At 32.3% G+C, this 15,654-nt stretch carries 16 protein-coding genes; 9 read left to right on the top strand and 7 right to left on the bottom strand.

Annotated elements, in window-relative coordinates; translation table 11 throughout:
• Positions 1-167: 167 nt before the first annotated feature.
• Positions 168-764: a DUF1836 domain-containing protein gene (locus M2651_RS11340; protein ID WP_252132462.1), complete on the bottom strand. Its 597-nt coding sequence runs from the start codon at positions 762-764 to the stop codon at positions 168-170.
• Between the two features lie 274 nt (positions 765-1,038).
• Entirely contained in the window at positions 1,039-1,515 is a 477-nt protein-coding gene (locus M2651_RS11335) for a hypothetical protein (protein WP_252132461.1), read from the bottom strand.
• Positions 1,516-1,763: 248 nt separating this feature from the next.
• On the opposite strand from M2651_RS11335, the gene M2651_RS11330 reads away from it, so the two are divergent.
• The 9 genes from M2651_RS11330 to M2651_RS11290 all read left to right on the top strand — a co-directional run bounded on the left by M2651_RS11330 (position 1,764) and on the right by M2651_RS11290 (position 10,488).
• Positions 1,764-2,414, top strand: a complete 651-nt coding sequence (locus M2651_RS11330) for a PspA/IM30 family protein (protein ID WP_252132460.1) — start codon at positions 1,764-1,766, stop codon at positions 2,412-2,414.
• A gap of 8 nt (positions 2,415-2,422) precedes the next feature.
• Positions 2,423-3,079, top strand: a complete 657-nt coding sequence (locus M2651_RS11325; protein WP_252132459.1) for a DUF1292 domain-containing protein — start codon at positions 2,423-2,425, stop codon at positions 3,077-3,079.
• Between the two features lie 415 nt (positions 3,080-3,494).
• The gene (gene aroF, locus M2651_RS11320) at positions 3,495-4,508 is read left to right on the top strand and encodes a 3-deoxy-7-phosphoheptulonate synthase (protein ID WP_252132458.1); all 1,014 of its coding nucleotides are present in this window, start codon (positions 3,495-3,497) and stop codon (positions 4,506-4,508) included.
• Positions 4,509-4,517: 9 nt separating this feature from the next.
• The gene (locus M2651_RS11315) at positions 4,518-5,378 is read left to right on the top strand and encodes a prephenate dehydrogenase (protein ID WP_350338299.1); all 861 of its coding nucleotides are present in this window, start codon (positions 4,518-4,520) and stop codon (positions 5,376-5,378) included.
• A complete protein-coding gene (gene aroB / locus M2651_RS11310; protein ID WP_252132456.1) occupies positions 5,378-6,445 on the top strand; it encodes a 3-dehydroquinate synthase in 1,068 nt (355 codons plus the stop codon). Before M2651_RS11315 ends, aroB begins: the two co-directional genes overlap by 1 nt.
• A gap of 15 nt (positions 6,446-6,460) precedes the next feature.
• A complete protein-coding gene (gene aroA, locus M2651_RS11305) occupies positions 6,461-7,744 on the top strand; it encodes a 3-phosphoshikimate 1-carboxyvinyltransferase (RefSeq protein ID WP_252132455.1) in 1,284 nt (427 codons plus the stop codon).
• On the top strand, positions 7,716-8,795 hold the full coding sequence (gene aroC / locus M2651_RS11300) for a chorismate synthase (protein ID WP_252132454.1): 1,080 nt from the start codon (positions 7,716-7,718) through the stop codon (positions 8,793-8,795). The genes aroA and aroC overlap by 29 nt, the downstream gene beginning before the upstream one ends.
• Before the next feature lie 19 nt (positions 8,796-8,814).
• A complete protein-coding gene (gene pheA / locus M2651_RS11295; protein WP_252132453.1) occupies positions 8,815-9,924 on the top strand; it encodes a prephenate dehydratase in 1,110 nt (369 codons plus the stop codon).
• 42 nt (positions 9,925-9,966) lie between these two features.
• Positions 9,967-10,488 carry a shikimate kinase gene (locus M2651_RS11290; protein ID WP_286207990.1) on the top strand — a complete coding sequence of 174 codons (522 nt, stop codon included), beginning with the start codon at positions 9,967-9,969 and terminating at the stop codon, positions 10,486-10,488.
• A gap of 139 nt (positions 10,489-10,627) precedes the next feature.
• Here the strand turns inward: M2651_RS11290 and M2651_RS11285 are convergent, their stop codons facing one another.
• From M2651_RS11285 to M2651_RS11265, 5 genes are all read right to left on the bottom strand, one after another.
• Entirely contained in the window at positions 10,628-11,638 is a 1,011-nt protein-coding gene (locus M2651_RS11285) for a TRAP transporter substrate-binding protein (protein ID WP_252132452.1), read from the bottom strand.
• A 10-nt stretch (positions 11,639-11,648) separates the two neighbouring features.
• On the bottom strand, positions 11,649-12,941 hold the full coding sequence (locus M2651_RS11280) for a TRAP transporter large permease (RefSeq protein ID WP_252132451.1): 1,293 nt from the start codon (positions 12,939-12,941) through the stop codon (positions 11,649-11,651).
• 3 nt (positions 12,942-12,944) lie between these two features.
• Positions 12,945-13,424, bottom strand: a complete 480-nt coding sequence (locus tag M2651_RS11275; protein ID WP_252132450.1) for a TRAP transporter small permease — start codon at positions 13,422-13,424, stop codon at positions 12,945-12,947.
• A 97-nt stretch (positions 13,425-13,521) separates the two neighbouring features.
• A complete protein-coding gene (aroD, locus tag M2651_RS11270; RefSeq protein WP_350338300.1) occupies positions 13,522-14,289 on the bottom strand; it encodes a type I 3-dehydroquinate dehydratase in 768 nt (255 codons plus the stop codon).
• An 86-nt stretch (positions 14,290-14,375) separates the two neighbouring features.
• Complete coding sequence (locus tag M2651_RS11265; RefSeq protein WP_252132448.1) at positions 14,376-15,626, bottom strand: MFS transporter; 1,251 nt, start codon at positions 15,624-15,626, stop codon at positions 14,376-14,378.
• Positions 15,627-15,654 lie beyond the last annotated feature (28 nt).

The raw sequence follows: 15,654 nt of genomic DNA, 5'->3' as shown, positions 1-15,654 counted from the left end.
GGATTTTATCCAATGTTTTTATAAATCTTAACAAAGAATATTCAATATGTACATAAAATCTTCATATTTATAACTTAATATATAAATATAGAGAAGAAAAAAACCCCCTTTATAATAAAATAGATTTTTAAAGCAGTTGGTGTTCCCCTTTCCAACTGCTTTTTCTTTTATTCCTGATTATATCCATCCACTATTTTCTTAGCCAGCTTTTTAATAGCACTAGCCTGTGCAATTAAGGTCATAACCGTAAGAAATACTAAAATTCTCTCTTCATCTGTACCTTTTAAATTGCTTTCTTTTATTATCTTCTTAAGCTTTTCTTCTTTAAAGTTGTTTTCTGATAAGAAGTTATCAAATACTTCCTTTTGAAAATCAGAAAATATTTTATAAGCATTCTCCCAGGATAAAATATCATCTGCTCTGTTGTTTATATTATTAAAAGCAAGGGCAAAAACTTTTTTTATTTCCTCTGTAGTTAAAATAGGTCTCATATAACTTAAAAGAACAAGCTGTGCTAGATGCTCTTTTGTATAACCTCTTTTTTTACCATCATCAGGTTTTGAAATGACTTCACCTTTTATATAGTTTTGAACTATATTGCTTGTGTACTTTTCATCTTCAAATCTATCATTTAAAAAATCGATTACTTGAGATAGAAATAAATCATAACGGGGCAAATCTTCATAAGAAACTATGGCATTTTGTGCTATTTCTGCTGCTAAACTTTTAATAAAGTCAATATTAAATTTATTTTCCTTTTTCATTTAAATCCCTCCTGTATTCCTTAAAAGCACGTAAAGATTATCAATCTTTACGCCTCCTGTTAAGCTTTTATATTACATTAAAGTTTTGATAATATTTTACAATTTTAAACTTTCAATATACTTATATTATAAGGTATATATAAACTTATTACAAGTTATAACTAACGAAGAATTTTTGTAAAATATGAATCAATAATGAGCTAATTAAAGATTTATCGAGTTTTTGTTATATTTTTGTAATAAATAGTTGTAATTCATGCTATATAAGTTATTTTTAAATTTGTAATACAGTATTATATACTATATAATAAAAACATGATTTGATTAATACATATTCAATATAATTTTTTCCAGATAAGTTGTATAATATATATATAATTGTATTAATCTTCTTGGGGGTGTAAAAAATTAATAATAAAAAGCGCTTTTTATTTATTTTATTACTAGCTTTCTTATTTGTTTCTGTTGACTTTATCATACCAGGAACAATAAATACCTTTACAAGTGGAAGCACAAACAACATTGTATATGCAGCACCTAGAACAACCAGCAGCTTTAAATCTGGAAGTTTTAAAAGTACTACATCTAAATCCTCATCATCTAGCAGTTTTAAATCTGGAAGCTTTGGCAAACCAAAATCCTCCACCAGCTCTAGCAGCTCCAGCAGCAAATCTTCTTCAGGAGGATTTAAATCAGGTATTTTTAGTACACCAAAGTCATCCAGCAGTACAAAATCAAACAATACTAACACTAATACTACTACACCAAACTATAACTCAAGCAGCAGTAAAAGAAGTATTTTGCCTATACCAATACCTTGGGGCTCTCACAGATATTACGGTCCCTCATATTATGGAAGCTACAGCTCCGGAATAGGCGGTTTCTTTTCAGATTTATTAAGACTTATTTTTTTAATTATTGTCCTAATTATTATCTATAAAATAATTAAAAATTCAAGAAGAAGATTTTAAAAAATAAAAATTCAGGAGGAAAATAATAATGGGAGTATTTAACAGATTATCAAACATTTTTAGAGCAAAAGTTAATAACGCAATAGACAACATGGAAAATCCAATTGAGCTTTTAGATCAAAAAATAAGGGATATGGAAGAGAGCTTAAACAATGCTAAGCTTTCCTCTGCTCAAATCTTGGGAAACGTTCATGAAATTGAAAAGAAAATGCAAAATGCAGAAAAAGAATCAAAGGATTATGATGCTAAAGTTAGACTTGCTATGAGCAAAGGTAATGAAGAGCTTGCAAAAAAAGCCCTTGAAAAGAAGCTTGAAGCTGACAGAAGTTATAACAGTCTAAAGGTTAGCTATGATGATGCTCGCGCAAAAGCTGAAGCTGTTAAAGCTAAACTTAAAGACCTTGAAGAAGAAATTGAAAAAACAAGAAGATATAGAGATGAAGCTGCTGCAAGATATAACAATGCTGAAGCTGCTGGAAAGGTTAATGAAATACTTGCAAATGTTGATACTAAAAATAATAAAATTAACTTAAATGATATTGAAAGAAAGATTCAAAAAAAGGAAGCCTATGCTGAAGGCCTTGGAGAGCTTAAAGAAGACAACTCCTTGGAAAATGAGTTTAAAAAGCTTGAAGAGATTGACCTTGATGAAGAACTGAAAAAATATAAACAGCAGTAAGGTGAAATATGAGTAAGGCAGAAGATTTTTTAAAGAAAGAAAAAGAGCATTATGGTAAGGTCTATGTTGACCTTACCTATGCAATAGACAATGTTTCTCCTTTTTTAGAAAAGGAGCAGCTTAACAAAAGAAAATATGTAACTAAGCTTCCAGTTTTAAAAAAATATATTGATCTTATAGAAGCAGCTGAAAGAGAAGTTAATAAAAAAGGAGGCTTTTTAAGCTTATTTAGTGATGACGGCAAGTATATTAAGTTACTAAATTCTTATAAGCATGATAACAGTCATGCATTAAATCAACTTGAGCATTGCAGCAAATGTGTTCATATAAACTGCAGCGAAGATAAATTTGATGGCTGCTTAGGCTGCAGAGAAAACTCAAGGATTGTATACTGCGATCATGTAAGAATAAATGTAACCTTTCATGACAATTGGGTATTAACTTTAAATAATGACAGAACTTCTGAAACTGATAGATACAAAGTGCTTGCCACTCTTCAGGATATAACCAAAGACCAGAAGTATATAATCATTGAAAATATGAGAACAGATGAAAAATTTGTTCTATACTACTATCCAGGTATTTCTGAAGACAGCTATGGTGAAATTACTGATGCTGAAGAGTTTGATTTTATAGTTTTTACTTATCAAAGTGTGGAAGAATAAAATTCATGCAGCTTGTTAAAGCTGCATCCTTCATTTTTTGAAATTTTCTCATGTTATTTTACTAAAATCTATTGATTTTTTAAATGTGTGTGTTATAATAACAATAACACTTTGAAACATAAAATTTGGAATTTCTCAAAATGGAGGAAATCAAAATGGAAAACTTAATTAGAAAGGATTTTGTAGGACAATTTTATTTTAGCTTTTATTTTTACTGGGGCTTTTATTTTAGCGCTGGTTTATTGTCGTACAAAAAAATATTGAAGCATCCTTTTCTAATGAGTTTGAAAAGAAACACATACAGCTTGTGTGTAAACAGCTTTATATAATTTAGATTTAACGTATAAGCATATTAAAAGGAAGACTCATTGGGGTCTTCCTTTTTTATTTATAAAATATAAAGGGGGCTACATTTATGGTAATTATTATGAAACCTGAAGCTACAGAGGAGGCAATTGAAATGCTGAAACTTAAAGTAGAAAGCTTAGGAGTTAAAGTTAGCAGAACTCAAGGTGAAAACTGCTCCATATTTGGTCTGGTAGGGGATACAAGCAAGCTTGATCCAAATCATTTTTTAGTAGAGGAAATTGTAGATAGAGTTTTTCGTGTACAAGAACCTTTTAAACTTGCTAATAGAAAATTTCATCCTCAAGATACTGTTATTGAAGTTGGAAACAGCATTATAGGCGGAGATAAAATTGCTGTTATGGCTGGTCCCTGCTCCGTTGAAAGTGAAGAACAGATTGTTACTATCGCTAAACAAGTAAAGGAATCAGGGGCAACCTTTTTAAGAGGCGGTGCTTACAAACCAAGAACATCTCCTTACAGTTTTCAAGGACTTAGAGAAAATGGGCTTGAGCTTTTAAAACTTGCTAAAGATAAAACAGGTCTTCCTATTGTAACAGAGGTTATGGCAGTTAATCAGATTGAAGGAATGTTAGAATATGCAGATGTATTTCAAATAGGTGCAAGAAACATGCAAAACTATGATTTGCTAAAAGAAGTTGGAAAGACTGATAAACCAGTTCTTTTAAAAAGAGGTTTTTCTGCAACTATTGAAGAGCTCATTATGTCTGCAGAATACATTATGGCAGAAGGAAACCAAAATGTTATTCTTTGTGAAAGAGGCATCAGAACTTTTGAAACTTACACAAGAAATACGTTAGATATAAGCGCTATACCTGCACTCAAAAGATTAACACATCTTCCAGTAATTGTAGATCCAAGCCATGCCGCTGGTATGTGGTGGATGGTTGAACCTCTTGCAAAAGCAGCTATAGCAGTTGGAGCTGACGGTTTAATAATCGAAGTGCACAATGACCCTGCAAATGCAAAATGTGATGGTGAACAATCCATTAAGCCAGAAAGATTTGATTCTCTAATGAATTCTTTAAGAGAAATAGCAAAAGTAAATGACAGAAGTTTATAAAATAATGAGGTGATTGCATTGGAGGGCTTAGACTTTAATATCACTATAGTTGGCCTTGGGCTTATTGGCGGTTCTTATGCTATGGCTTTAAAGGAATTAAAACCTAAAAATTTATGGGCTGTTGATGTAGATGAAAACGCCCTTAATACTGCTTTAAATATGAAAATCATTGACAAAGGATATAAAGAAGCAGAAATACCATTAAAAAAATCTGATATAGTCATTATTGCCTTGTATCCTAAATTAACCTTAGATTTTGTGAAAAAACACATAAAAGATTTTAAATCCGGGGCAATTATAACAGACGTAGGTGGTATTAAAGAAGAAATAGTTAATAATATTAATTCCTTTATTCCCGAAGACTTGGATTTTATTGGAGGGCATCCTATGGCAGGGAGAGAAAAGCAAGGATTAAATTATGCTTCCAAGGATATATTTAAAGGAGCAAGCTATATATTTACTCCTGTAGAAAGAAACAAAGAAGAAAACATTCAGCTGTTAGAAAGAATAGTAAAGAGTATGGGCTGTAAAGCTACCGTTAGAATTGATCCAAAACATCATGATGAAGTTATAGCATTTACAAGCCATCTTCCCCATATACTGGCAGTTGCCTTAGTAAACAGTGATTTATTAGGCGTAGAAACTTCTTTATTTGCTGCAGGAAGCTTTAAAGACAGCACAAGAGTGGCACAGATAAATGCTGATTTATGGACAGAACTTTTAACTTCAAATAGAGATAATATTATTAATAAACTGGAGATTTTTGAAGAAAATATTAAGATACTTAAAAATGCTATAGCAGAAAATAACTGCAGCCTTATTAAATCTGAATTTGAAAAGGCTCACTTAAGGAGAAAGGAGATAGTTTAATGCTTAAACTTACCGTAAATCTTCCTGATAAATCCTATCCAATATATATAGAGAAGGGAATTATCCAAAATATTGGAGAAAATATAAAAAAAATATACAAAAATAAAAAAATAGCCATAATAACTGATTCTAATGTTGAAAAGTTATATGGCCAGAAACTTGAAAATAATTTAATTAAAGAAAATTTTATAACCAAAATGATTATAATAGAGCCTGGTGAAAAAAGCAAATCCTTTGAGGTACTTCAAAGGGTTTGCGATGAACTTTTAGAATTTAACCTTACAAGAGGAGATTTAATTATTGCTTTTGGAGGAGGAGTTGTTGGAGATTTAGGAGGATTTGCTGCTTCTATAATATTAAGAGGCATTCCTTTTATACAAATCCCAACCTCTCTTTTAGCTCAAATCGACAGCAGTATCGGAGGAAAAGTGGCTGTAAACTCAAAGCACGGAAAAAACCTTATAGGAAGCTTTTATCAGCCTGTTGCTGTATTTATTGACCCTGATTTGTTAAGAAGCCTTAAGGATAGAGTTTTCTATGATGGCATGGCAGAGGTTATAAAATATGGAGCAATAAGAAATAAAGAGCTATTTTATAACCTATTACAATACAAAACAAAAGAAGAGCTTTTGCAAAATATAGATATGGTTATTTATTCCTGCTTGAGTATTAAAAAGGATGTTGTTGAAAAGGACGAAAAAGATACTGGAGAGAGAATGCTTCTTAACTTTGGACATACCATAGGGCATGGAATTGAAAAATGCTTTAACTATGAAAAATTCACTCACGGAGAAGCAGTAGCAATAGGTATGGCTGCAATCACCGAAGCTAGTGAAGAACTTGAAATTACTGAAGAAGGTACTTCAGCCTTACTTAAAAAACTCATTGCTAAATACAATCTTCCTTATGAGCTGCCAGATATTAATAAAACTGAACTTTTTAAAGCTATGAATATGGATAAAAAAAATATAGGAAAAAGTATGAATATTATTTTACTAGAAAGTATAGGACAAAGCTTCATTAAAAATATTAAACCTGAAGAAATAGAAAAATATATTAAAAGCTAAAGGGGGAACTCCATTTTGAGCTCTATAAAAATTATACCCTCAAGACTTAAAGGCAGTATTAAAATTCCACCATCAAAAAGTCTTTGCCATAGAGCAATTATTGCTGCTAGTCTTGCAAATGGAAAAAGCAATATAGAAAATGTAATATTTTCTGAGGACATTACTGCCACCTGTAATGGCATGAAGTCCTTAGGAATAGAAATAGAAAAAAACTTAGACCGTCTAGACATTAAAGGAGCTTCCACACTTCAAGCAGTAGCTGAAGAAATTGACTGCATTGAATCAGGCTCAACTTTACGTTTTCTTATTCCTATCGCTCTCTTAACAGGAAATAGAATAACCTTTAACGGAAGAGGAAGATTGAAAAGCCGTCCTCTCACTCCTTACTATAAACTTTTTAAAACCCAAAATATTAAGTATTGTAATGAAGAAGGCTTGCCTCTTACTTTGCAAGGAAAGCTTAAACCTGGAGATTATGAAATAGAAGGAAATATCAGCTCTCAATTCATTACTGGTCTTTTGTTTGCCCTTCCCTTATTGGAAGGAGACTCCAGAATTATTGTAACTACAGAGTTAGAATCCAAAGGATATGTGGATTTAACCTTAGATATTTTACGTCAGTTTTCTGTAGAAATAGAAAATAACTCTTATAAAGAGTTTTATATACAAGGAAATCAGAAATATAAAGCTAAAAATTACAAAGTTGAAGGTGACTTTTCTCAGGCAGCTTTCTATCTTGCAGCCGGAATTCTTGGTGAACAAGTGAATTGCATGGATTTAAATATTAATTCACTGCAGGGAGATAAGGTTATTGTAGATATTATTAAAGAAATGGGCGGAAATATATCTGTTTCAGAAGATATAATAACTACAAAAGCTTCAAAAACAAAAGGAATTACAATTGATGCTTCCCAGTGTCCCGACCTTGTTCCTATATTAGCAGTTTTAGGAGCCTTAAGTGAAGGTACAACAAGAATTATAAATGCAGCAAGACTGCGCATAAAAGAATCTGACCGTTTAAAATCAACTACAACTGAATTAAATAAATTAGGAGCAGATATAAAAGAGCTTCAGGATAGTTTAATTATTCATGGTAAGAAAAAACTTAAAGGTGGAATAGTAGACAGCTGGAATGACCACCGCATCGCAATGGCACTTTCTATTGCTTCTATAAAATGTACAGAACCTGTAATTATTACAAACAGCGATGCTGTAAAAAAATCTTATCCTGAATTTTTCAAAGATTTTGCTACATTAGGAGGTAAATTGGATGAGTGGAGTCTGGGGACAGAGAATTAAATTTTCAATTTTTGGTGAATCTCATGGAAAAGGAATCGGCATAACAATTGACGGACTACCTTCTGGAATAAAATTAGATTTAGAAGAAATACAGTTTGAAATGGGAAGAAGGGCTCCAGGAAAAAATGAGTTTTCAACCCCAAGAAATGAAAAGGATAGTTTTGAAATATTAAGCGGGTATTTTAATGAGTCTACAACAGGCACACCTCTTTGTGCTGTTATATGGAATAAAGACCAGCATTCAAAAGATTATAGTGAGCTTAAAAATGCTATGCGTCCAGGCCATGCAGATTATACAGGATTTATTAAATACAAAGGTTTCAATGATTATAGAGGCGGAGGACACTTTTCCGGCCGCTTAACAGCACCGCTGGTTTTTGCAGGAGCTATTGCAAAACAGATTTTAGCTGAAAAAGATATTTATATTGGAAGTCACATATATCAAATAGGAAATATATATGATACTCCTTTTGATAAAGTAAATATTGAGCTAACCTCTTTAAAAGAACTTCATAAAAAAAGCTTCCCTGTTATAAACGAGCAAAAAGAAGAAGAAATGAAAAATGCAATTTTAGAGGCAAAAAAAAATTTAGATTCTGTAGGAGGAGTAATAGAAGCAGCTGCTATTAATTTACCTGCCGGTTTAGGTTCACCTTTCTTTGATTCTGTAGAAAGCACCTTAGCCCATCTTTTATTCTCTATTCCTGCAGTTAAAGGTGTAGAATTTGGAGCTGGATTCAGCATTTCAAGCTTAAGAGGCTCACAGGCAAATGATGAATTTTATATAGAGAACGGCAAAGTACAGACTCTAACAAATAACAATGGCGGTATTTTAGGCGGAATTACAAACGGAATGCCATTAATTTTCAAAGCTGCTTTTAAGCCTACTCCCTCTATAGGTAAGCCTCAAAAAACTGTTAATATTTCTAAAATGGAAAATACTGAACTTGAAGTTAGGGGCCGTCATGACCCTTGTATTGTTCAAAGAGCTATACCTGTGGTTGAAGCAGTAACAGCTATGGCTGTTTTAGATTTACTATATTCTAACTAATATCGGGGTGGTGTATAAAATGGACGATTTATCAAAATTAAGAGAAGAAATTGACAGCGTAGACAAAGATCTTGTTAGATTGTTTGAAAAGCGCATGGAGTATGTATTAAAGATTGCAGAATACAAGAAACAGCATAATTTAACAATACTTCATAAAACTAGAGAAGAAGAAGTTATTAAAAGAGGATTACAAAGCTTAAATAATAAAAACTTTGAAGGTGCTCTTGAAGAATTTTTAAATTCTCTTATGAAAATAAGCAAAGAACTTCAAAATCAACTTTTATCTTCCTATGAAAAAAATAAAATAGTTATCGGCTTTCAGGGAGTACCTGGCTCTTTCAGTGAAGAGGCTCTAATTGAATATTTCGGAGATGATGTTCAAAGAAAGGCAGTAGAACATTTTGAAGATGTATTCATAGAGCTTAAAAACGGCAAAATTGATTATGGAGTACTGCCAATAGAAAACTCTTCAACAGGAGCTATATCTGAGGTATATGACCTGCTAAACAAATATGATTTTTATATTACAGGAGAAGTCTGCTTAAAAGTAGCTCAGAACCTGCTTGGTATAAAAGGTGCAAAATTAGAAGATATTGAAGAAGTATACTCTCATCCTCAAGGTTTTAGTCAATGCAGCGAATTTTTAAAGCATTGTCCTAGTTGGACACTTATCCCTTACTTAAATACTGCAAAAAGTGCTGAATATGTAAAAAAACAAAACAATAAAAAATTGGCAGCAATAGGCAGCAAGAGAGCAGCTAAGCTATATGGACTTGATATTCTTAAACCAAGCATTAATTTCAACAGTAACAACACTACAAAGTTTGTAATTATATCAAGAGATATGAAGGAAGATTCATACAATAATAAAATTAGCGTAGTATTTTCCACTTCCCATAAGGTTGGTTCATTATACAATGTTTTAAGATGCTTTGCGGAAAACTATTTAAACCTTCTTAAAATTGAATCAAGACCACTTCAAGACAAACCTTGGGAATATTTCTTCTATGTAGATTTTGAAGGAAACCTTAAAGATGAAACGGTACAGTTAGCCATTGAAGCTGTAAAAAACAACAGCAGGTATTTCAAAATTTTAGGTAATTATAAAAAGTTTGACGAAAACTATTAAGGTTATATCCTTGAAGTGTTCTATTAAAAAGGGGGAATTAAAATGAATAAAAATATTGTTTTCATAGGAATGCCTGGGAGCGGCAAAACAACTATGGGAAAGGCTGTATCTGAAAGACTTGGACTTACCTTTTATGATGTAGATGAATATATCATAAAAAAAGAAGGATGTTCTATAAAAGATATTTTTAAGCATGGTGAAGATCATTTTAGGAAAATAGAAAGCGAAGCCATAAAAGAATTGGCTGAAAATTATCCTTGCGTTATATCTACCGGAGGAGGTGCGGTAAAAATTCCCTCCAACATGGAAGTACTCCACAAAAATTCAGTAATAATTTTTATAAATCGTCCTGTAGAAAAAATACTTGGAGATATTGATGCATCTACCAGACCACTATTATCCGGAGATGTATCCAGAATTCATAATCTTTTTAAAGAAAGATATCCTTTATACAAAAAATACTGTGATATTGAAGTTATGAATGATAAATCTTTTGATGAAGTTGTAGACAATGTAATACAATGCATTGAACAACAAGAACTGGTTAGTATAAGCTGCAAATAATAAATTAACAAACAATTAATAACTTCGTAAATTTTAAATTATTTGTTAAAACTTCAAATGAATATGAGATTTATTTTAAACTATAAAGCGATAACTGAAAAAACTTATTTTTCAGTTATCGCTATTATATTTAATATTATTATTTTTTACTTAAATATGCATCCACAATTTTATCCCCAGCTTGCTTACGAATGCTGTCATAAACAGGTTTTGAAGCTTCTTTAATTTCTTCTCTCAGCTTCTCATTAACTTCTATAATCTCTGTCCCCTTTGATTGTATACTCTTTATTTTTTCAGCAATACGTTTATCTGCTGCTTCTCTTGCATACTCTTTTGCACTTTCTGCTGCTTTATCAATAATCTCCTGCTTTTCCTTTGGCAGTTTTTTATAAAACTCATCACTTACTATAAGAGATATAAGATGAGGAAGATGATTTGTATCTACAGCATATTTCTGCTGCTCATAAATTTTACTTGATACAATAACTTCATAAGGGTTTTCCTGTGCATCTATAGTTCCTTGCTGAAGTCCTATGTAAACTTCGCTGAAGGTCATAGGTGTAGGATTTGCACCTAATGATTTCCAAAAGGCTATATGATTAGAGTTCTCCATGGTTCTTATCTTCTGTCCTTTAAAATCCTTTAAAGACTCAACTTTCTTATTTGTAGTCATAACTCTAAAGCCTTGATCTGCGTAGCCTAATAATTTATAACCTGCTTTTTCATATACCTTTTCAATCAAGCTGTAAAATTCTTTATTATCAATAGCCTGTCTTGCCTCTTCTATGTTGGAAAAAACTGACGGAATATCAAATACTGATATCTCTTTCATAAAAGTTACCTGCGGAGCAGTATTTTGAACTACAAAAGGTATATCCCCATCTTTACAGGTTTCAAGTAGCTCTCTGTCTCCACCTAGTACACTATTTGGATATACTTCTATTTTCATCCTGCCGCCGCTTAAGCGGTTTACTTCCTCTGAAAATTTCTTCGCATAAATATGTGTAACAGTATCCTCTGGACTTGCTGTTCCAAGTGGCCATGCATAACGCTGTACCTCTTCTTTATTTCCACTACTGCTGCATCCCGCTGCTGATAATAGGATACCTGTCATTAATATAAGAGTTATTATTTTTTTTGCTTTTTTCATATTCAGACACCTACCCTACTAATACTAAGCTGATTGATGGTATATATGTTATAAAAAGTAATGCAATTAAGAAATATATGATAAGAGGTATAGCCTTGCTTGCAATCTTTACAACAGGAATATCCATTAAAGAACTTGCCACAAATAAATTTACTCCAATAGGCGGTGTTACAAAACCAATAGCTAGGTTAACTACCATGATTACACCAAAATGAATAGGTGAAACTCCAAAACTTGCTACAATGGGCAGCAGTATCGGTGTTAATATTAAAATAGCTGGAGTTGTATCCATTACCATTCCAACAAACAGCAGTAAAATATTAATTACAATAAGCATAATTATCTTGTTTGATACATTAGCCGATATCCATGTGCTAATTGTCTGTGAAACCTGCATAAGTGTAAGAACCTTTGAAAAAGCTGCTGAAGCTGCAAGTATAAACAAAATTGGCGAAAAAGTTCTTACCGCTTCTACAAGTATAAGCCACAAATCCTTTAACTTTATAGTTTTATATACAAAAAGGCTTATAACCAAGGCATAGAATACTGATAATACTGCGGCTTCTGTAGGAGATGCTATACCGCTATAAATACTTCCTAAAATAATAACCGGAGTTAAAATTGCCCAAAAGCTTTCTGCTAATATTTTCTTTAACCCTTTTTTATGAAGTTCACATACAACAGCGTTTATCTTTTCTTTATCTTCACCATTTTTCCTGCAGTAATAATAAGCATAAACCATTAAAAGTCCGCCGATTAAAAGCCCTGGAAGTACACCAGCTATAAACAAATCTCCTATTGATTGACCGGAAGCCATTCCATAAAGTATAAAAGGAATACTTGGAGGTATAATAACCCCTAAGCCTCCTGCCACTGCTACAAGCGCCGTAGAAAAAACCTTATCGTATCCTAAACTATTAAGTACAGGAATTGTCATACTTCCCACAGCTGCTACTGTAGCTGGTGCAGAACCAGAAATTGCACCATAGAAAAGACAAGTTACAACAACAGCACAAGGCATGCCTGCTGTAAGCTTTCCTAAAAAATATGAAAAAACATCAAAAAGCTTCTTTGAAACCCCTCCTCTTGCCATTATTATTCCTGATAATACAAACATAGGAATAGCAAGAAGCGGAAAGCTATCCATTCCTCCAAGCATTGAACGAATAATATATTTACCGCTGGCTGTAAAGGATGGGTCAAAAGCTCCTGGAAGAACTGATGCTATTCCAAGAGATATAGATATAGGAATTGCTATTATCAAAAATATAAAAAATAACAAAAATACTACGTATGCTGACATAATTTATCCCTTCCTGACAATATTAAATTCAATAACCCATCTTTGAACTATTCGAAAGGCTGCTAAAGTAAAACTAAAAAGCGGTGCAGCTTGAACAAAATACATAGGAATTTTAACAGCTGGACTTAATTGTCCGCTCTGTATAGAAGATTGCAAATACGCCATGGCATAAGGTATCATATATATAAAAAATATAATTTCGATAGTATGGTTAATAAGTTTTATAAATGCTTTCCCTCTCTTTGACATTAATTCAGCCACTTGTTCTATTTTAATTGAAATACACTTTTTTGTACAATAGCTTACGCTCATAAAGGCTGACCATATAAACAAATATCTTGTCACTTCTTCAGACCAGGATAAAGAATAATTAAATACATACCTTGCACAAACTTGTATACCCATTATTATTGTCATTAGTGCTAAAAGAGTTACCATTAAAAATTCTTCAAAATTAGCATCCAGCCATTTTAATATTGCCACTATAACACCTCCAAAAAGGGCAGTTAACAACCTTAATCAATTATATAGTTTAATCAAGTCATTGTTAACTGCCCATATACCTTTACTATATCGCTATTTAGTTCATGCTTTTATGAAGTAACTGTAATACTCCATATAAATCTTCTACACCTATCTGTCCAGGTGCTGAAGCCTTCTTTGCTGCTCCAAAGGTTAATGCAGAACCAAATACTTCACCTGCCAGACGGCTTATAACACCTGTTCCTGCCATAGACATAGTGATTATTGGTCTGTCTGCATATTTTTCTGACATAATAACTGTAGCCTCTAATAATTCTAAAACATCTAATTTGGATTTTGGCATTACTGCAATTTTAGGTATATCTGCTCCTAAATCCTGCATCTTCCTTAAACGATAGATTATATCATCTTTAGAAGGTGTTTTACTGAAATCATGATTTGAAGCAACAACCTTTACACCAAAGCTGTGAGCACTTTCAATTATATCTTTTACAACATCGTCTCCTGTAAAAGCTTCAACATCTACTAAATCTACAAGACCAGTAGCTGCTACTGATTTATTAAGCTCTGCATAAGCTTTTGCATCTATAGCTTTTTCTCCACCTTCTTTAGAAGTACGGAAAGTAAATAATAAAGGAATACCATTTAAAGCATGTACCAAATCCTTTAAAACATCCTCAACCTTTTCTATGTCAAAAACATCTTCAAACCAATCTACTCGCCATTCTACTACATCTACATGTAAACTTGCAATACTTAAAGCTTCTTCTATTATTTCTTTTTTAGTTTTTGCTACTATAGGTACGCAGATTTTTGGTATACCATCACCTAATACTACATTTTTAACTTTTACTGTGTTCATAATTCTCTCCAGACTCCTTAATATATTTTAAAATATTATATTGGAAAAACAAGAAGAATACTTAAGCCATATTCTTCTTGCCTAAAATACTATTCTAGCACAGCTGCACCGCTATCTGCCTTAGCTGTAGCTTTAGCATAACTCATATTAACATATAATGCAAGTAAAACTCCCACAAATGTAATACCTATGTTAAGTAATAATACATATTTTGGACCTTCAACACCATAAGCTCTAGTAATAGCACCTGCTACTGATAAAACAGCATAGTTTGCAGCACTTGATGCTATCATAATAATGCTTGTGATAGTTCCTTTAATAGTAGGGAACATATCATTGATTGTTGCAGTAGCCATTTGAAGAACTCCGCCTGCTGCTGAATAACCAATTACAAATCCCCCAATTATAGTGATTTGCGGTGTCTTTACAACATAAACAATTACAAGCATAATTAATGCAATAAGCGGATATACAAACAAAATCTTAACAGGTTTTACTGATTTTCCTACTAATGCAGCTGTAACTAAAACCGCAATGATTGTACCTATTGAATAATATGACTGAATAACACTTGGGTTCTTTAGTCCTGTTGATTTAGCAAATTCCTGAATACAATTTAACCATAACTGGAAAGTTGAGGTACAAGTAAAACCAATTAATATTAATGCAATGCTTGTTGGTGTAAACTTAACTGATTTAATCTTCTTAAGCAATGATTCCTCTTTAACGCTGCTATTTTTAACAGAAGAAGATTTAGGCATTGGCATAATTGCTGTGAAAACAGCTATAATAACAAATAATGCAGGCATTACAAAGAATAAAGTTTTATAGGACATCTGGTTTCCTGCTACATAGCCAAGCATCATAGGAAGTACAAACTGTCCTAATGATACTCCAAGCTTTGTTAAAATAGTTGCAAGTCCAGTTGACTTAACTAATATTTCCATACAAGCAGGTATAACTCCTGTATCAAGGAATGAGTTAGCAATACCACCCATTAAAGCAAACAAATAAGCAACAGATGCACTTGGAGATAATGCAATACCTACGAAGAATATAATGTAAGATACAATACCTATTAAAGAAGCTATTCTTCTTCCAAGTTTATCTGAAAGAGGTCCTGCAATAGGAAGAGCAATTAAACGTCCAAGACCTAATGCAGCAATAACCATAACAACTGAACTTACATCAAAGCTGCCATTTGCTAGTTTCTTTGCTCCCCATTGCATGGCAAACTGCTGCTTATATTGAGCTAATATAGAAACTCCAATACCGTGGATAAAATAGTTTAAATAAAGTACAAATGCTGTTAAATAGTATTTCTTATTATTCTGTTCCATTTTGTTCTCCCCCTCAGTTTTTATTAAA

The sequence above is a fragment of the Clostridium caldaquaticum genome (assembly GCF_023806125.1).
In the GTDB taxonomy this organism is placed as follows: domain Bacteria; phylum Bacillota; class Clostridia; order Clostridiales; family Clostridiaceae; genus Clostridium_AT; species Clostridium_AT caldaquaticum.
This window is presented reverse-complemented; position numbering and strand designations above follow the sequence as displayed.